The organism is Chryseobacterium rhizoplanae (assembly GCF_900182655.1).
GTDB lineage: Bacteria > Bacteroidota > Bacteroidia > Flavobacteriales > Weeksellaceae > Chryseobacterium > Chryseobacterium rhizoplanae.
Genome location: NZ_FXTC01000003.1, coordinates 235,147 through 251,909, shown reverse-complemented (window position 1 = coordinate 251,909; position 16,763 = coordinate 235,147). Strand labels below are relative to the sequence as shown.

The following is a 16,763-nucleotide window of genomic DNA, read 5'->3' as shown; positions in this document are numbered from 1 at the left end:
TAAAGGTAGTTAATTTATTTTTAGTGAGATAAAGTTGGAAGCTGGGAGAAGGAAGCTGGAGGCACTTTCAGTAGTTTTATGAAATAGTATATTTTTTCATATTTTTTTTAGAATTGATAATTTATTTTTCCTGATATTATTACACTTCCTTCCTCAAGCTTCTTTCTTCCTTTCTTTGTAAATTCTTACGTTGAGTAATTCTAAATTGAGCGCTATACTGCTGTTTTTATTTAAGTTAATCTGAAAAATGATTAACTTAATACCACAATTTTGTCTTAGTTCTGATGCTGTCAGAAATACATATTTATAGTTTTTAACTATCGTTGAAATAAAAATTAATAGATTGTATTTATTAAACAAACGTTGTAGGTTTGTCATGTTCTTACAACAGAAAATTAAACTGTATTAATCAACATAAAAAATAAAATAAACGACAATGGAAAAAGATTTGAATGACATCAGTAAATGCCCGTTTCATAACGGAACAATGAAGAAGAGTGTAGCAGGTGGCGGAACCCAGAATTCTGATTGGTGGCCGGATCAGCTTAGAGTAGATCTTCTGCGTCAGCATTCTTCGCTTTCAGATCCTATGGACAAGGATTTTGACTATGCCAAAGCATTTGAGAGCCTGGATCTTGAGGCGGTAAAAAAAGATCTTCATGCATTGATGACAGATTCCCAGGATTGGTGGCCGGCAGATTTTGGTCATTATGGTCCACTGTTTATCCGTATGGCCTGGCACAGCGCCGGAACTTATAGAGTAGGAGATGGTAGAGGCGGAGCAGGAGCTGGGCAGCAGCGTTTTGCACCATTAAACAGCTGGCCGGATAACGTAAGTCTTGATAAAGCAAGAAGATTACTATGGCCGATCAAGCAGAAATATGGTAGAAATATTTCATGGGCAGACCTTTTAATTCTTACCGGAAACATTGCTCTTGAATCTATGGGCTTCAAAACATTTGGATTTGCCGGAGGACGTGCGGATGTTTGGGAACCGGATTCCGATGTATATTGGGGATCAGAAAAAACATGGCTGGGAGGAGACTTACGTTATGCTCACGGTTCAGAAGGAGTAGTAGAAGGGCAATCAGCAGTTCTTCCTACTGATGATGATGCAGACGGAGATATTCATTCAAGAAATCTTGAAAATCCTTTGGCCGCTGTACAGATGGGACTTATTTATGTGAACCCTGAAGGTCCGGACGGAAATCCAGATCCTATTGCTGCTGCTAAAGATATCCGTGATACTTTCGGCCGTATGGCAATGAATGATGAAGAAACGGTTGCTTTGATTGCCGGAGGACACACTTTCGGTAAAACACACGGAGCAGGCCCTGCAGATCATGTAGGTAAAGAACCTGAAGGAGCAGGAATTGAACAACAGGGATTAGGATGGGCAAGCAGCTATAAATCAGGAAGTGGTAGAGATGCTATTTCCAGTGGCCTGGAAGTAACCTGGACAGAAACTCCGACTCAATGGAGCAATTACTTCTTTAAAAACCTTTTTGAAAATGAATGGGAATTAACAAAAAGCCCTGCCGGAGCTCATCAATGGGTAGCAAAGGATGGTGCAGATATTATTCCTGATGCATTTGATGCTGATAAAAAGCATAAACCAACAATGCTTACCACAGACCTTTCATTGAGACTGGATCCTGTTTACGAAAAAATTTCAAGACACTTTTACGAAAACCCTGATGCTTTTGCCGATGCTTTTGCAAGAGCCTGGTTTAAATTAACACATAGAGATATGGGGCCACGTGCCCGTTATCTGGGACCGGATGTTCCACAGGAAGAATTGATCTGGCAGGATCCTATTCCGGAAGTGAATCACGAATTGGTTGACGAAAATGATGTGGAAACATTGAAATCAAAGGTTTTAAATTCAGGATTAAGTAATTCAGAGCTTATATCTACAGCCTGGGCGTCTGCTTCTACTTTCAGAGGAAGTGATAAGCGTGGGGGTGCCAATGGAGCCAGAATCAGATTAGAACCTCAGAGAAACTGGGAAGTAAATAATCCTTCACAGCTGAATAAAGTATTAGGAGTATTGGAGGGAATCCAGAAAGAATTCAATGATTCTCAGAATGGAGGTAAGAAAATCTCTTTAGCTGATGTGATTGTTTTAGCAGGTAATGCCGCAGTAGAAGTTGCGGCAAGAAATGCCGGACAGGATGTAAAAGTTCCTTTTGCTCCGGGAAGAATGGACGCTTCTCAGGAACAGACTGATGTAGAATCTATGGGATATCTTGAGCCCGTTGCCGATGGATTCCGTAATTACCTGAAAAGAAGATTTACGGTATCTACAGAGTCTTTATTAATTGATAAAGCTCAGCTATTAACACTTACAGCTCCTGAATTGACAGTATTAGTAGGCGGAATGCGTGCTTTGGATACCAACTTTGACGGTTCAAAACATGGCGTATTTACCAGCCGTCCTGGGGTTCTTACCAATGATTTCTTCGTAAATCTTTTGGATATGGGAACGCAATGGAAAGCCATGTCAGATGATAAGCAGCTTTATATGGGAAGTGACCGTTCAACCGGTCAGCCAAAATGGACCGCTACCCGTGCCGATCTTGTTTTTGGTTCCAATTCTGAATTGAGAGCAATCGCTGAAGTATACGGAAGTGCAGATGCACAAAGTAAGTTTGTAAAAGACTTTGTGGCAGCATGGACGAAGGTGATGAATCTGGATAGGTTTGATCTGGTTTAATCTTTTTAATCATATAACAAACAGGCTGTCTTGAAAAGGCAGCCTGTTGTTTTTTATATTTATTGTCGACTTTGAAGGTTAGCGAAAGATTTATTTATTTTATTGATCTCTTTTTAATTTAATAATTTCATCTACTAATAATGGAATTACATTTCTTGCCATGGCAATGAAATCTTGATCCTCAGGCTTTATTGAAATGAACTCTATATCGTAATCTCTCTTTTCTTCTTCTCCAGTCATTATAAAATTCGATCCTGAATCGAAATCTCTACCTTCAATATATGATGTCCATGGAGATGGAGTAGCCTTATTACATATTTCCATGATGTTTTTTAATTCTAATTCTGTCATTTTATTTAGTTTTAGCCGGATTCTTAATTGTAGTATTTAAATAATTTTTTCGACCTGCTTCTCTGTCGCTATTCCTGAGCTAAATTACAATTTAAGGATTTGTCATGAAGATATAAAAACAAAAACCATCCTTAAAAAAGGATGGTTTGTAGACCCACAGGGATTCGAACCCCGACTGACGGTACCAAAAACCGGAGTGCTACCGTTACACTATAGGTCTGTTTCGATGATGCGAAATTATAGAATTTATTTTAAATATGAAAATCAAAATTAAAGATTAATTAACATGATAAGAGTGTAAAACACTTTACTTATTGATATCCAAATAATTATTTTTAATAAAAATTTTAAAAAATCTGCTCCTACCCATAAGCAGCAGGTTGGTGAATATTGTCTGCTCAATTTGAGGAGTCAGGTTTATGCTAATTTATCCGATGAATAATAACTTCCAGCCTCCTTCTTTCAGCTTCCATCCTTAAAAGCCTCGTTAAATAATAAAATCTTATCTTTGCAAAAAATTGGGCTCCAAAAGTTGGAGTAACCCATTAATAACATATCCTGAGCATAAGCAAAGGATTATTAAACATTTTTTATGTCAAATATTGTCGCAATCGTTGGACGTCCCAACGTAGGAAAATCCACGCTTTTTAATCGTTTATTAGAAAGAAGAGAAGCTATTGTAGATTCTACAGCCGGTGTTACCAGGGACCGTCATTACGGAAAATCAGACTGGAACGGGGTAGACTTTACTGTAATTGATACCGGAGGTTATGATGTAGGGACAGATGATATCTTTGAAGAAGAAATCCGTAAGCAGGTACAATTAGCTGTAGAAGAGGCTACTTCCATTATCTTTATGATGAATGTAGAAGAAGGACTTACTGATACAGACTACGAAATTTACAGTTTACTAAGAAGATCCAATAAACCGATTTATATTGTTATCAATAAAGTAGATTCTGCAAAAGAAGAACTTCCGGCAACAGAATTCTACCAGTTAGGAATTGATAAATATTACACTCTTTCTTCTGCTACCGGTTCAGGAACAGGAGAAATCCTGGATGATATCGTTAAAGACTTTCCAACAACAGAATATAAAGATCCTTTCGAAGGATTACCTAAAATTACTATTGCAGGCCGTCCAAACGTAGGGAAATCTACAATGACAAACGCTTTATTGGATGTTGAAAGAAATATCGTAACGGATATTGCAGGAACTACCAGAGACAGTATCCAGACTTTGTATAACAAATTTGGGCATGAGTTTGTATTGGTAGATACAGCGGGGATGAGAAGAAAGTCCAAGGTAAACGAAGACCTTGAATTCTATTCTGTAATGAGATCTATCCGTTCTATTGAGTATTCTGACGTAGTTATCATTATGGTAGATGCTACACAAGGATGGGAATCTCAGGATATGAACATCTTCGGACTGGCTCAGAAAAACAGAAAAGGAATTGTAATCCTTGTTAATAAATGGGATTTAATTGAAGACAAGCAGACCAATACAATGCGTGATTTCGAAAAATCAATCAAAGACAAAATCGGTCAGTTCCAGGATATTCCAATTTTATTTGTTTCAGCTTTAACGAAGCAGAGAATCCTAAAAGCTGTAGAACTGGCAATGCAGGTTTATGAAGACCGTAAGAAGAAAATTAAAACTTCAAAACTAAATGAAGTAATGCTTCCGATCTTCGAAAATACTCCGCCACCGGCATTGAAAGGAAAATATATCAAGATCAAATATTGTGTGCAGCTTCCAACGCCGTCACCACAGTTTGTATTCTTCTGTAACCTTCCACAGTATGTGAAGGAACCCTATAAAAGATTTACTGAAAACCAGCTGAGAAAAGAATTCGGGTTTACCGGAGTCCCGATTGAAGTATATTTCAGACAAAAATAATAAGAACAATTGTTCATAGAAAATCCGGTAAGTTTACTTGCCGGATTTTTTAGTTTAAAATCAAAAAGTTCTACGTAATTATCTCTGAAATTAGACTTTTTATCATTGAATAATTATAGTATGTAGCATAGGTTTATTTCTATTCATATGCTTTATTTCTCCCCAGGGCCAATCTTTCAATTCGTTTTTTAGTTGTAATTTTGCAGGAATTAATATCAATTAACTGAAATTAAAAATAAAATTTTCATGCTTACTATTTTATCGCAACACTTTTCTCTTGTCAATGAATGGATTAACGAACTTAGGAACGTTAATATCCAGCATGACCGAATGAGATTCAGAAGAAATATGGAAAGAATCGGAGAGATTGCCGCTTTTGAAATCAGTAAAGGTCTTGAGTACAGAGAAGTTGAAATTCAAACTCCTTTAGATACAATTAAAAGCAGGGAAATTGCTGTACAGCCGGTTATTACAACTATTTTAAGAGCAGGAGTTCCATTGTTTGAAGGAATTCTGAACTATCTTGACAGAGCTGACTGTGGTTTTGTGGCAGCCTACAGAAAACACGATGCCAACGATTATTTCTCCATCAAACAGGATTATCTGACTTGCCCAAGCATTGAAGGCAGACCTTTGATTGTAGCAGACCCGATGCTGGCAACAGGAGCTTCTTTAATTGAAGCAATCAAAGATTTATTAACCAATGGAAATCCAACCCAGCTTCATATTGTAGCGGCAATTGCTTCAAGACAGGGCGTAGAAACCATTCAGAATGCCTATCCTGAAGCTCATATCTGGGTAGGAGCCATCGATGAAGAATTAACATCAAAAGGGTATATCACTCCTGGTTTAGGAGATGCCGGAGATCTTAGCTACGGAGAAAAACTTCAAAGATAATTTAAGAAAGATTCCAGAAATCTTTTATTAAATTCAATAATAGACTTGGCCGTACTTTATCCAGTGGATGTTTTGTATCCGGAAGTACGGCCAATTTTGCATTCGGAAGGCTTCTGTAAACTCTGGAGCTTTCTTCAATAGTTACCATATTATCTTTATCTCCCACCATGATTTGAATGGGAATATTAATCGTCGCAAAATTATTTTCCAACGGAGGATTTTTACCTAGATCAATCATCAAATCTGCGATAGCAGGAAGAAGCTGCTTCCATTTTGGTCCGTGCTGTGATTCTAAAAGTTGAGCATACTGCGGAATTTTCTCAAGAATGACATCAGGATTAAGCATTTTACTTTCCTTTAAAGCCTGCTCTTCACTCCAGTCAAACTTTGTTCCCAGCGTGATAATAGAATGTACATTCTCAGGACTTTTCATTGCGTAGCAAAGCGCAGCATAACCTCCCATACTGTGCCCGAAAATAGATACATCTGTTAAATTATTTACTTCGCAATATTCTGATAACTCCTGAGTGTACTTTTCAATACTAATCCCTTCAGCAGGAAGTTCCTTATCCCCATGTCCCGAAAATAAAGGAGTGTGTACCGTAAAATACTGAGATAAAGTTTTCAGATAAGGCGTGAAAATATCGCTGTGACCTAAAGCTCCGTGTAATAAAAGCAGATGTGGCATGGTGGTTTAGTTTCCGGAAAATTAGGAAAAAGAATTGAATGATGAAAATAGATTCGGTAAGTGTGTGCGAGGGTTTGAGAGTTCTGGAGTTAGGGAATATTTTTAAAAATGATTCTGTGCTGAAAATCCCGAAACCTCGAATCTCGTACCTCGCAACCCCTTTCAAACATCCATCGCCATTACCAGTACACTTACTTTATTATTTCTGGCATTTAAAATCTCCCATGCAACCGATGAAATGGTATTCCCTGTGGTAAACACATCATCAATCAGAAGGATGTGCTTTCCTGAAACCGGTTGTGTGACAGAAAATGTATTGGCAGCTTCCAATCTGTGTTTCTTATCCTTTAAAGCCTGGGCTTTTGAATAATGATTTCTTTTGATTAATTGATGGTCAAAAGGGATGTCGTAAAATGCCGATAAAGTTTCTGTGAATAAATGAAGCTGGTTATATCCGCGCTCCTTGAGCTTCTTTGGATGAAGAGGTACACTTACCAAAAGATCAGGTTTTTCATTTTTGAAGTCCAGACGTTCTGTTGTCCAGTATGCAAGGATCTTTCCTGCTTTTTCCCGGCCTTTGTATTTCAGGTCATGGATAATCTGACGGCTTAGGCTCTTCTCTTCAAATTGCAGTAAAGCAAAGGTGTTTTCAATAGGAAAAGACAAACTGCATCTTTCCTTAACCGGATTATTTTCAAAATAGGAATAATGGGTAAAATAAATCTGGCTGAAACAGAGATCACAAACCAAAAGTTCAGAATCAATAATTCTATTGCAGTGGATACAACGGTTCGGAAACAATAAATCTAATATCATGAGTGTGTTTTTACTAAGATGGGAAATAATCGTTATCTTTTGTTCAGCAAAGTTAATAGTTGATGATTATTAACGCTAATGTTCGCAATGGTTATTAATCTACATTGTTTATTTGTTCTCAAAGGCATTTCATTAAGCAGATGGACAGACTTTTCTTTGCTGAGTGAAATGCCATAGTGCCCGAAAAAGCTATAAAATAATATAGAAAACTCAGCGAACTCTGCGTTTAAGATGAACGCATTATCCTTAGATTTAAAACAATAAATTGAGTACTCGCCACCCCGCATCACGTATCTCGAAACATATTTGAAATTCACAAGCGAAGCGAATTGACAATTCACCATTCACCTTTTAATTCTCAAACCTCCTCCTTATCTTCTCCACAGAATTTTTCATACTCAGATTAAAATGTTCCTTTTCCAGTCTTACCGGAGGAGCCTGCCTCACTTCACAATCTGCAATACTGCATGATTCGCAGGTCACTCCAACGTTGATCGTTTTTAAAGAAGGTGATTTGATAAAGCTTATTTTTTTGATCGTTTGAGTATTCAATAAAATCCCCAAACAATAGCTTCTGTTGCTTCCATCCGAAAAAGGATTTTTTTGTGAAGTGGAAATGACCAGATAACTTATTCCCTGGTCTTTATAATGGGAGATCTGAGCATCGGTCAGGGTTTCATTTTCTTTTAAATGATCGAGGTTTTTCACCGCAATCCATCGTCTGCAGTAATGCTCATTGGTTGCATTGGCATGAGGAGCCTGCTGATGGTTCAGGTGGAGTTCTTTTAAAATCTGAATCTTGTCTGAATTTTTCTTTTTTACCAGACACAGATAAAACAAATCTTTAATTCCCATTTCTGCCGAAAGAATATTGGTCAGCCGGTAGTAGAACGTTTCAGGAGAACGGGTAAAACTGTTGATAAGATTCTCAAAATTTTTAGATTCCCAAGTATTGTGCTGGAAAAATTCCGATGTCTTCTCAATGACCGGCCCTTTTGAAATTAATAAAGCACCTGCAAAATAAGACGCATAAAAATTATTCAGAATTTCCTCAAAACTTCCAAAGTCAAGCCATGAATACGTATTCGGACGTATTTTTAGTTCCAGAACATTGAATCCGATTTCTTTGGCGAGGATAAATGTTTTCTGATCCTTTTCCAGTTTTTGGTTCAGCAGCAATAGTTTTTTCTCCGGAATAAAAAGTGAACGGAGGTTGTCCAAAGTTTCATATTTTTCAAAATCTTCAGATTGAATCGTGTAGCTGAACTTTTCTGTAAGAATTTTTTCCAGAACCTCAGATTTTAAATTTTTTCCGGGTTTTATCTGATTTTCCTGAGTAAACAGAATTACTTTTTCTTCAATCTCCGGAAAATAATTGTCATAAAGTTCCTGAAATGATCTTAATACAGCAAAATAAAATCTTTCCTTACCAAGATTATAATTCTGGGAAATTTCGATCAGGGCATTGATGAAAGCTGTCACCTTTTTGGGAGCATCGCTGATAATGCTGATAAGATTGTTTTTGTTGATCCCAAACAGCTCCAATGGTACTTCTTTGAAAAAATCTGATTGCAGAATTTCATTGAAAGGAGCCAGGCTTTTATCAAGTTTGGTAGAAACCAGATCATCAAACGTACAGCTCAGTGCTTCAGAAAGCTGAATGATTTTATCGTGTTTTGGATATTTTTTTCCGTTTTCAATTTCGTTAAGGTAAGATTTTGATAATCCTGTCTTTAGAGCAAGATCCTGCAGGGACCAGTTTTTCTTTTGTCTCTGCTGTTTCAGTTTTAGCCCGAAAACTGTTTTGATAAAGTCACTTTCTGAATTCATTACTCAAATATAAATAATTAGATGCGATTATTCGCATAATAATTTTTAAATAAATTTAGCGAACGTTCGCTGTTTGTGAAATTTTTTATTTATGTTTGTACTATCAAATCACAAAATCAATATGTTATGGAAACCAAGACTCAATTAGAAATAAAAGCACAGAAGCAGTTTGAAGAAGTTTTTACTCCGGATTTGGCAGATTTTCTGATTGCACTTCATCAGAATTTTAATCATAAAAGACTTGAACTTTTAAAAGAAAGGAAAAATACGCAGCAGAATTTTGATCAGGGAAATCTTCCTGAATTTTTAAAAGAAACGGAAGACATCCGAAATGGAAATTGGGTATGTGCCTCTTTGCCTGAAGATTTGCTGGACAGAAGAGTAGAGATTACTGGACCTGTAGACCGCAAGATGATTATCAATGCTTTGAATTCCGGGGCTTCTACCTTTATGGCAGATTTTGAAGACAGCAGCTCGCCGGTATGGGAAAACTGTATTCAGGGGCAGATTAATCTTTCTGATGCTATTAATCGTACTATTGATTTTGTAAACGAAGCAGGAAAGGCTTATGCGCTTAACGAAAAAACTGCAGTTTTACTGGTTCGTCCTCGTGGGCTTCATCTTCCTGAGAAGCATATTGAAATCAATGGTGAAAAAGCTTCCGGATCGCTGATTGATTTTGGAATATATTTTTTCAGAAATGCAAAGTCGCTTTTAGAAAAGGGAAGCGGCCCTTACTTCTACCTTCCGAAACTGGAACATTATAAAGAAGCCCGCTGGTGGAATGAGGTTTTTATATTTGCTCAAAATTATCTGGGAGTTCAGCAGGGGACAATTAAAGCCACAGTTTTGATAGAAACCATTACTGCTTCATTTCAGATTGACGAAATTTTATTTGAATTAAAAGAACACAGTGCAGGGCTGAACTGTGGCAGATGGGATTATATTTTTTCCTATATCAAAAAATTCAGAAACCTTCCGGAGTTTATTGTACCAGACAGAGATCAGGTAACCATGACTTCTCCTTTTATGAGTGCTTATTCAAAAAGAGTCATCGAAATATGCCATAGAAGAAATGTACATGCTATCGGCGGAATGGCAGCTCAAATTCCCGTAAAGGACAATGATGAAGCTAATGATCTTGCTTTTGAAAAAGTAAGAAATGATAAGGAAAGAGAAGTGAAAAACGGTCACGATGGAACTTGGGTAGCACATCCTGCATTAGTTTCCGTGGCAAAAGAAATTTTTGACCAGTATATGCCTTCCAAAAATCAAATCGATAAAAAATTTGAATATCATATAACAGAAAGTAATCTGCTGGAAATTCCTAAAGGTGATATTACCGAAAAAGGAGTCAGAAAAAATATTAACGTAGGAATTCTCTACCTTGAAAGCTGGCTGATGGGAACTGGTGCTGCCGCTATTTATAATCTGATGGAAGATGCTGCTACAGCAGAGATCTCAAGAACACAGATCTGGCAATGGCTGAAAAACGAAGCCGTGTTAAGTGATGACAGAACGCTTACCCGCCATATGATTTTACAGTGGGAAAGCGAAGAAATGGACAATATTGAAAACTATATAGGAGAAACCCGTTTCAAAAATGGAAAATTCAATCTTGCGAAAGAACTTTTCAATGAGCTGATTTTCTCTGAAAATTTTGAAGAATTTCTAACGCTTAAAGCATATCCTTTTATTTAGGTTGAGAGAAAGAGAGTAGGAGTGTTTGAAAGTTTGGGAATCATATCCCGAACCTCGTACCCCGAATTTCGCATCTCGAACCCCCAACCCTAAACAAACAAAAATCCAAATATTATGAAAACAAGACAAGAACAAATCCAGGCTATAGAACAAGACTGGCTGACAAACCCACGTTGGAATGGTGTAAAAAGGCCTTATACGGCGGAAGAAGTTTTGAAACTTCGCGGTTCTTATACCATAGAATATACCATTGCTACAGAAATGTCCAAAAAATTCTGGAATAAACTAAATACTCAGAATTATGTGGCAGGACTTGGAGCGCTTACAGGCAATCAGGCCGTGCAGGAAGTAGATGCCGGACTGGAAGCTATTTATCTTTCAGGATGGCAGGTGGCGGCAGATGCCAATTTATCAGGAGAAATGTACCCCGATCAATCGCTGTATCCAGCCAATTCAGTTCCTTCTGTGGTAAAGAAAATTAATAATGCGTTACTCAGAGCAGACCAGGTACAATCTGTAAGCGGAACGGGAGATAAAGAATATCTGGTACCTATCATTGCAGATGCAGAAGCAGGTTTTGGAGGTAATCTGAATGCTTTTGAACTGATGAAGCAGATGATAGAAGCGGGAGCTGCTGCCGTACACTTTGAAGATCAGCTTTCTTCTGCCAAAAAATGCGGACACCTGGGTGGGAAAGTATTGGTGCCAACACAGGAAGCAGTCAATAAACTGATTGCTGCACGTCTGGCAGCCGATGTACTGGGAGTTCCCAGTCTTATTATTGCAAGAACAGATGCGGATGCTGCCGATTTATTAACTTCAGACATTGACGACAGGGATAAAAAATTCGTAACAGGGGAAAGAACTTCTGAAGGATTTTATGTGGTAAGAAACGGAGTAGAGCAGGGAATCGACAGAGGTCTGTCTTATGCTCCATACGCGGATCTGATCTGGATGGAAACCTCCAACCCGGATCTGGAACAGGCAAGGAGATTTGCAGAAGGGATTCATGCTAAATTCCCTGGAAAAATGCTTGCTTATAACTGTTCACCTTCATTCAACTGGGCAGCAAGGCTTAGTGTAGAGGAAATGTCTACTTTCCGTGAAGAGCTGGCGAAAATGGGGTATAAGTTCCAGTTTATTACATTGGCAGGATTCCATGCTTTAAATACGGCAATGTTTGAATTGGCATTAGCCTATAAAGAAAGAGGAATGGCTGGATACTCAGAACTGCAGGAACGTGAATTTGCCTTGCAGCAGAAAGGATTCAGGGCCGTGAAGCATCAGTCTTTTGTAGGAACAGGGTATTTTGATGAAGTACAGAATGTTGTTACCAACGGTTCTTCAGCTACCGTAGCGATGAAAGATTCTACGGAAACAGCACAATTCCATTAGTCATTTTTTCCATATTTTTTGATGTTAAACCTTCCTTTTTGGGGAGGTTTTTCATTATTTAAAGCTTTGAGTCTGTTTTTATTTCTTTCAGATTTTCAAATAATAAAGGTCATATGATAAGTAATTGAAATTTGAATTATATTTGGGGACGAAAATATTATTAAAAAAATGAATTTAATTAAAGTACTTTTTATTACATTAGGATTAACGCTTACTGCAGGTGTTGCAAATGCTCAACAGAAAATAGGAAGTGTAAACACAGAAGAAATTTTTGCAAGCTTATCTGAAGTAAAAACTATAGGAACTACGATTGATAATCTGACTAAAACAAAACAGACTGAAATTGAAAAGCTGATCAATGATTATCAGACTAAGCTGAAAGCAGGACAGGATAAAGAGAAAACTCTTACTGAAGCTAACAAAGAAGCTGTTACCAAAGAACTGATCGCTATACAAACTGAGCTGCAGAGCCTTGGTAAAAAGATTGAAGAAGCAAGAGCACAGGCAGCTAAAGATATTTCTGCCAAGCAAAATGAAATGCTTACTCCGCTGCAAAAGAAAGTAAGAGAAGCTATTTTTGCTGTAGCTAAAGAAAAAAATCTGAGCTATGTATTTGATACAGCAGCACAGGAATCCAATAATCTGCTGTATACAGACGGTAGTGAAGATATTACGACTGCTGTTAAAAGTAAATTAGGTGCTACCGCTACCACTACTAAGGCTGTTGGGAAATCTAAATAATAATTTCAATATACTGAATATTAGAACGGAATCAGATTCATTGATTCCGTTTTTTTTATGGGCAAAAATGGGGAATAGTATGAAGACAATTCTGTTTTAAAATGATAAATTTGAGTAAACTTTCAGGAGAATGAATTTAATGTACGAAAAACAGATAGTAGTAACAGAGGAACATATTGATCAGAATAATCATGTAAATAATGTACAATACGTGCATTGGGTGGAAGAAGTGGCAGCAGAACACTGGGATCTTCTAAAACATCAGACTGAATATGTAAATGATGCCTGGATGCTTCTGGATCATCATATCCAATATAAAAAACAGGTTTATCTGAATGATACGATTACAGTAAGAACCTACCCAATGGCTCCTGAAGGTGCCAGGCAGCCAAGAAAAGTTGAATTTTACTGTAATGATGAACTTGTGGTAGATTCAAGCACACTATGGATTTTGTTTGATCCGGAAACCAAGAAGATCAAACGTCTGGGAAGTGACTGGCTCGAGAAATTTTTCTAGATGGAAAAATGATTAAAATCAGAATAGGAAATAAAAATTTTATTTTTAGCTACAACATTCAATAAAAAAACTACATAACATGAAATTCTTTTATTCACTGGCTTTACTATTGTTGAGCATAGCAGCCCATAGCCAGGAAAATCCTTACCTTTTTTCCGATGATATTAAAAAGAAGGTGGAAGATCCTGCCCAAAGCCAATCCTGGAAAAGTCAGATGGGGGCAACATATTACTCCATTAGCGGACAGTATAAATCTGCGCTGGAAAGTTGGGACCAGACTTTCGGAAGAATAAAAAAACTAAATGCTGCTGATAGTTTGAAATTCACAAAATTAATCCCGGTCAATGCAAAAGAATATATTCTGAAAAAAGCAGCCGATGAGAAAATAATCATCATCAATGAGGCTCATCACAATGCCAGTCACAGAACTTTTGCTTCTTCTTTACTTCAGGGTTTATATGATAGAGGTTTCAGATATTTAGGAATCGAAACACTGGAAGGAGATTCTCTAAATACTGTGAAATTTGCTACCCTCAACAGCGGATATTATTCCAAGGAACCGGAATTCGGAAACTTTATTTATAATGCCCTGAAAATTGGATTCAAGCTTTTTCCTTACGAAGCTGAAGGCAATAATAAAGAAAGGGAAATTGGAGAGGCAAAAAATATTTTCGATTTTATGCAGCAAAATAAAGAGGGTAAATATCTGATTTATTGCGGGTATCAGCATGCTTACGAAGGGATTCATAAATCCTGGGAAAAAACGATGGCTGGCCGACTATCAGACTTGGCAGGGATCAACCCGTTGACCATTGACCAAACTCAGTTTTCAGAAAAAAGCTCGCTGAAGTATAATGAACCGATTTTGCGGTTGGTAAATAATACCGTTCCTGTTGTTTTGAAAGATGAAAACGAAATGATCTATAATGGTGAGGACAAGGAATTGTATACAGATATTAAAATCATTCATCCCGTCACAAGATATATCAAAGGCAGACCAGATTGGATGCTGAAGGAAAACCGAAAGCTTTATAGAATTTCAGCTGCTCAACTTTCAACCTATCCGGTTATGATTTTTGCGTACCGAAAGGGTGAATTTGAACAAAATGGAATTCCTGCTGATATCATCGAACTTAATACCTGCAAAGACAGCCGTTTTTTAATCCTTGATAAAGGAAATTATGATATTGTCATTAGAGATAAAGAGTACAAAGTCATTCATAGATTTGAAAAAAGAATAAAATAAAGTTCAGTTAGAAATAAGTTGGATAAAATGAGGCAATGAAAAATAAGTTGAGGAAAGTCATTATTAATAATATTGAGTATCTGTATTCTGTAACAGATCAATTTCATTCTGAAACAGAAACCAATACTCTGACTGTAAAAATATTTTTAAGTGGGCAGAAAAAAACTCCTTTGATTATCAAATTCCTGACAGCTGATGATTATATGATGGGACAGCCTTTAAAATCGGGGATTAAGCTGATAAATAAAATGACAGGCTTGGAAGATGAGGTTAATCTTAATGAACCTAAATACATCAAACAGCTTATTGTATTGGGATTAAAAAAAGGGTGGTTGGGGACTCATTCAATAGAAATACAAAACGGACTTCATTATTTAAATGAATTAGGTTTTGAAACAGGTAAGTTAATTCCCGGAGAATAAAGAACTTTTTCTTCAATGTAATAGAATAAGAGGAATAATTGTTTTAATAGAGAAATAAGAAACAAACATTACCATGAAAACATCTATTTTAACAATACTCTTTTTGAATTTTTTCTTTTCCGGTCATAGTCAGACCGCAGACCAGTCAAAAGAAATAGACCGCTATATAAAAAAGGTCATTCAAATCAATGAAATACCGGGAATGGCCGTAGGAATCGTTACCAATAATACAATAACCTTCCAGAAATACTATGGAATGGCAACCTTGGAGACTCCTAAAAAAGTAGATACCAAATCCATGTTCAGGATCTATTCTACTACAAAACTAATGTCAAATGTTGGACTCTTTCAGCTCATAGAGCAGGGAAAAGTATCTTTAGAAGATAAAATCTCAAAATATATCGACAATGTACCGGCAGAATGGCAAAATGTTCAGGTGAAAAACCTTGTATCCCATTCTTCAGGATTACCAGACTGGATCCGTTTCAGTGATATTCCGGCGGATGCTTCCAATGCGGAAGTGATTCACCGGTTGTCAAAAGAAAAAATGGACTTTGAAACAGGAAGCTATTACAGATACAATCAGACCAACTACATGCTGGTCATGATGATCATTGAAAGAGTAACCGGAGAAAAATTTGAAGACTATATCGTGAACAATCAGTTTTCAGATTCCAGAAATCAAGTTGTGTTTTCATCTAATTCTATTGAAAAAATCCCTAACAGAATCGTAAAGTATATTTACAACAAGAACACTCATCAATATGATAAATCTACATTTGTAGAGGGGAGAAGAGCACATTCAGCCAATGGTTTGGCCATTACCTTACCTGCGTTTTTACAATGGAGTATTCATTTGAGCAAGAATGATTTTCTAAAACCTGCCACACAAGAGATGATGTGGAAACCTTTTGAATATAAAGATAAAAATATCATCTTTACTCATGGTTGGGACATGGGAACCTTTAATAATATAAAGTCCTATCACTTTTCCGGTGGAAATGTGAGCGCCTATAGGGTTTTCCCGGACAAAAATATGGCTGTTGTATTGATGTACAACGGATATAAAGAATTTCCGGTGATGTATCAGATGATCAATCAGATTGCCGGGATTATGGATAAACATTTGCTGAACCCTTACACATTGGCAGAAGAACATACAAAGTCTGAAGCTCTTGTTCATCCTGATCTTAAAAAAGAAATCTATGGATATCGTACAGAAAAAGATAATATTATTTTCTCTTATCAATTTCCTGAAAAACAAAGTGTAGAATTTATTAAGAATGTTTCAGTTACCGGTTCATTTAATGATTGGAACCCTGATGATAAAACCTATTATATGAATCTGAAAAAGAACAATACTTTTGAGCTGGTTTTGCCAAAATCTCAGTTTGAAAAAGGGAAAACTTATCAGTTCAAATTTGTAATGAATAAAAACGGATGGCTTTCTGTACCTTACAATGCAATGAATGTTGATGGAACTCCGGATAATAATTTAACCTTTAAGATCGACTAAAAAAGTTATATTAATATCACTGTA

14 protein-coding genes and 1 tRNA gene are annotated in these 16,763 nt (G+C 36.8%); 10 read left to right on the top strand and 5 right to left on the bottom strand.

Annotation, left to right across the window (positions count from 1 at the left end; translation table 11 throughout):
- Positions 1–436 precede the first annotated feature (436 nt).
- Entirely contained in the window at positions 437–2,716 is a 2,280-nt protein-coding gene (gene katG / locus FN817_RS09820) for a catalase/peroxidase HPI (RefSeq protein WP_142717762.1), read from the top strand.
- A 99-nt stretch (positions 2,717–2,815) separates the two neighbouring features.
- Here katG and FN817_RS09815 read toward each other — a convergent pair whose 3' ends face one another.
- Positions 2,816–3,067, bottom strand: coding sequence for a hypothetical protein (locus tag FN817_RS09815; protein ID WP_142717761.1), 252 nt, complete (start codon positions 3,065–3,067; stop codon positions 2,816–2,818).
- 149 nt (positions 3,068–3,216) lie between these two features.
- Positions 3,217–3,287, bottom strand: a tRNA-Gln gene (locus tag FN817_RS09810).
- Positions 3,288–3,659: 372 nt separating this feature from the next.
- Here FN817_RS09810 and der point away from each other — a divergent pair.
- Positions 3,660–4,970 (top strand): ribosome biogenesis GTPase Der, encoded by a 1,311-nt coding sequence (der, locus tag FN817_RS09805; protein ID WP_142717760.1) that lies wholly within the window; start codon positions 3,660–3,662, stop codon positions 4,968–4,970.
- A gap of 246 nt (positions 4,971–5,216) precedes the next feature.
- The gene (upp, locus tag FN817_RS09800) at positions 5,217–5,867 is read left to right on the top strand and encodes a uracil phosphoribosyltransferase (protein ID WP_047420720.1); all 651 of its coding nucleotides are present in this window, start codon (positions 5,217–5,219) and stop codon (positions 5,865–5,867) included.
- 1 nt (position 5,868) lies between these two features.
- Here the strand turns inward: upp and FN817_RS09795 are convergent, their stop codons facing one another.
- From FN817_RS09795 to FN817_RS09785, 3 genes are all read right to left on the bottom strand, one after another.
- The gene (locus FN817_RS09795; RefSeq protein WP_142717759.1) at positions 5,869–6,555 is read right to left on the bottom strand and encodes an alpha/beta fold hydrolase; all 687 of its coding nucleotides are present in this window, start codon (positions 6,553–6,555) and stop codon (positions 5,869–5,871) included.
- Positions 6,556–6,717: 162 nt separating this feature from the next.
- Complete coding sequence (locus FN817_RS09790; RefSeq protein ID WP_142717758.1) at positions 6,718–7,371, bottom strand: ComF family protein; 654 nt, start codon at positions 7,369–7,371, stop codon at positions 6,718–6,720.
- A gap of 351 nt (positions 7,372–7,722) precedes the next feature.
- Entirely contained in the window at positions 7,723–9,201 is a 1,479-nt protein-coding gene (locus FN817_RS09785) for a helix-turn-helix domain-containing protein (protein WP_142717757.1), read from the bottom strand.
- A gap of 126 nt (positions 9,202–9,327) precedes the next feature.
- Here FN817_RS09785 and aceB point away from each other — a divergent pair, with 126 nt between their 5' ends.
- The 7 genes from aceB to FN817_RS09750 all read left to right on the top strand — a co-directional run bounded on the left by aceB (position 9,328) and on the right by FN817_RS09750 (position 16,739).
- Positions 9,328–10,902, top strand: coding sequence for a malate synthase A (gene aceB, locus FN817_RS09780; protein ID WP_142717756.1), 1,575 nt, complete (start codon positions 9,328–9,330; stop codon positions 10,900–10,902).
- Positions 10,903–11,016: 114 nt separating this feature from the next.
- Positions 11,017–12,297: an isocitrate lyase gene (aceA, locus tag FN817_RS09775; protein WP_142717755.1), complete on the top strand. Its 1,281-nt coding sequence runs from the start codon at positions 11,017–11,019 to the stop codon at positions 12,295–12,297.
- A gap of 168 nt (positions 12,298–12,465) precedes the next feature.
- Positions 12,466–13,038, top strand: a complete 573-nt coding sequence (locus FN817_RS09770) for an OmpH family outer membrane protein (protein ID WP_142717754.1) — start codon at positions 12,466–12,468, stop codon at positions 13,036–13,038.
- A gap of 130 nt (positions 13,039–13,168) precedes the next feature.
- Complete coding sequence (locus FN817_RS09765) at positions 13,169–13,555, top strand: acyl-CoA thioesterase (protein WP_142717753.1); 387 nt, start codon at positions 13,169–13,171, stop codon at positions 13,553–13,555.
- 79 nt (positions 13,556–13,634) lie between these two features.
- Positions 13,635–14,801: a hypothetical protein gene (locus FN817_RS09760; RefSeq protein WP_142717752.1), complete on the top strand. Its 1,167-nt coding sequence runs from the start codon at positions 13,635–13,637 to the stop codon at positions 14,799–14,801.
- Positions 14,802–14,836: 35 nt separating this feature from the next.
- Positions 14,837–15,223: a hypothetical protein gene (locus tag FN817_RS09755; protein WP_142717751.1), complete on the top strand. Its 387-nt coding sequence runs from the start codon at positions 14,837–14,839 to the stop codon at positions 15,221–15,223.
- A gap of 73 nt (positions 15,224–15,296) precedes the next feature.
- Positions 15,297–16,739 (top strand): serine hydrolase, encoded by a 1,443-nt coding sequence (locus FN817_RS09750; protein WP_142717750.1) that lies wholly within the window; start codon positions 15,297–15,299, stop codon positions 16,737–16,739.
- The last annotated feature ends 24 nt before the right edge of the window (positions 16,740–16,763 follow it).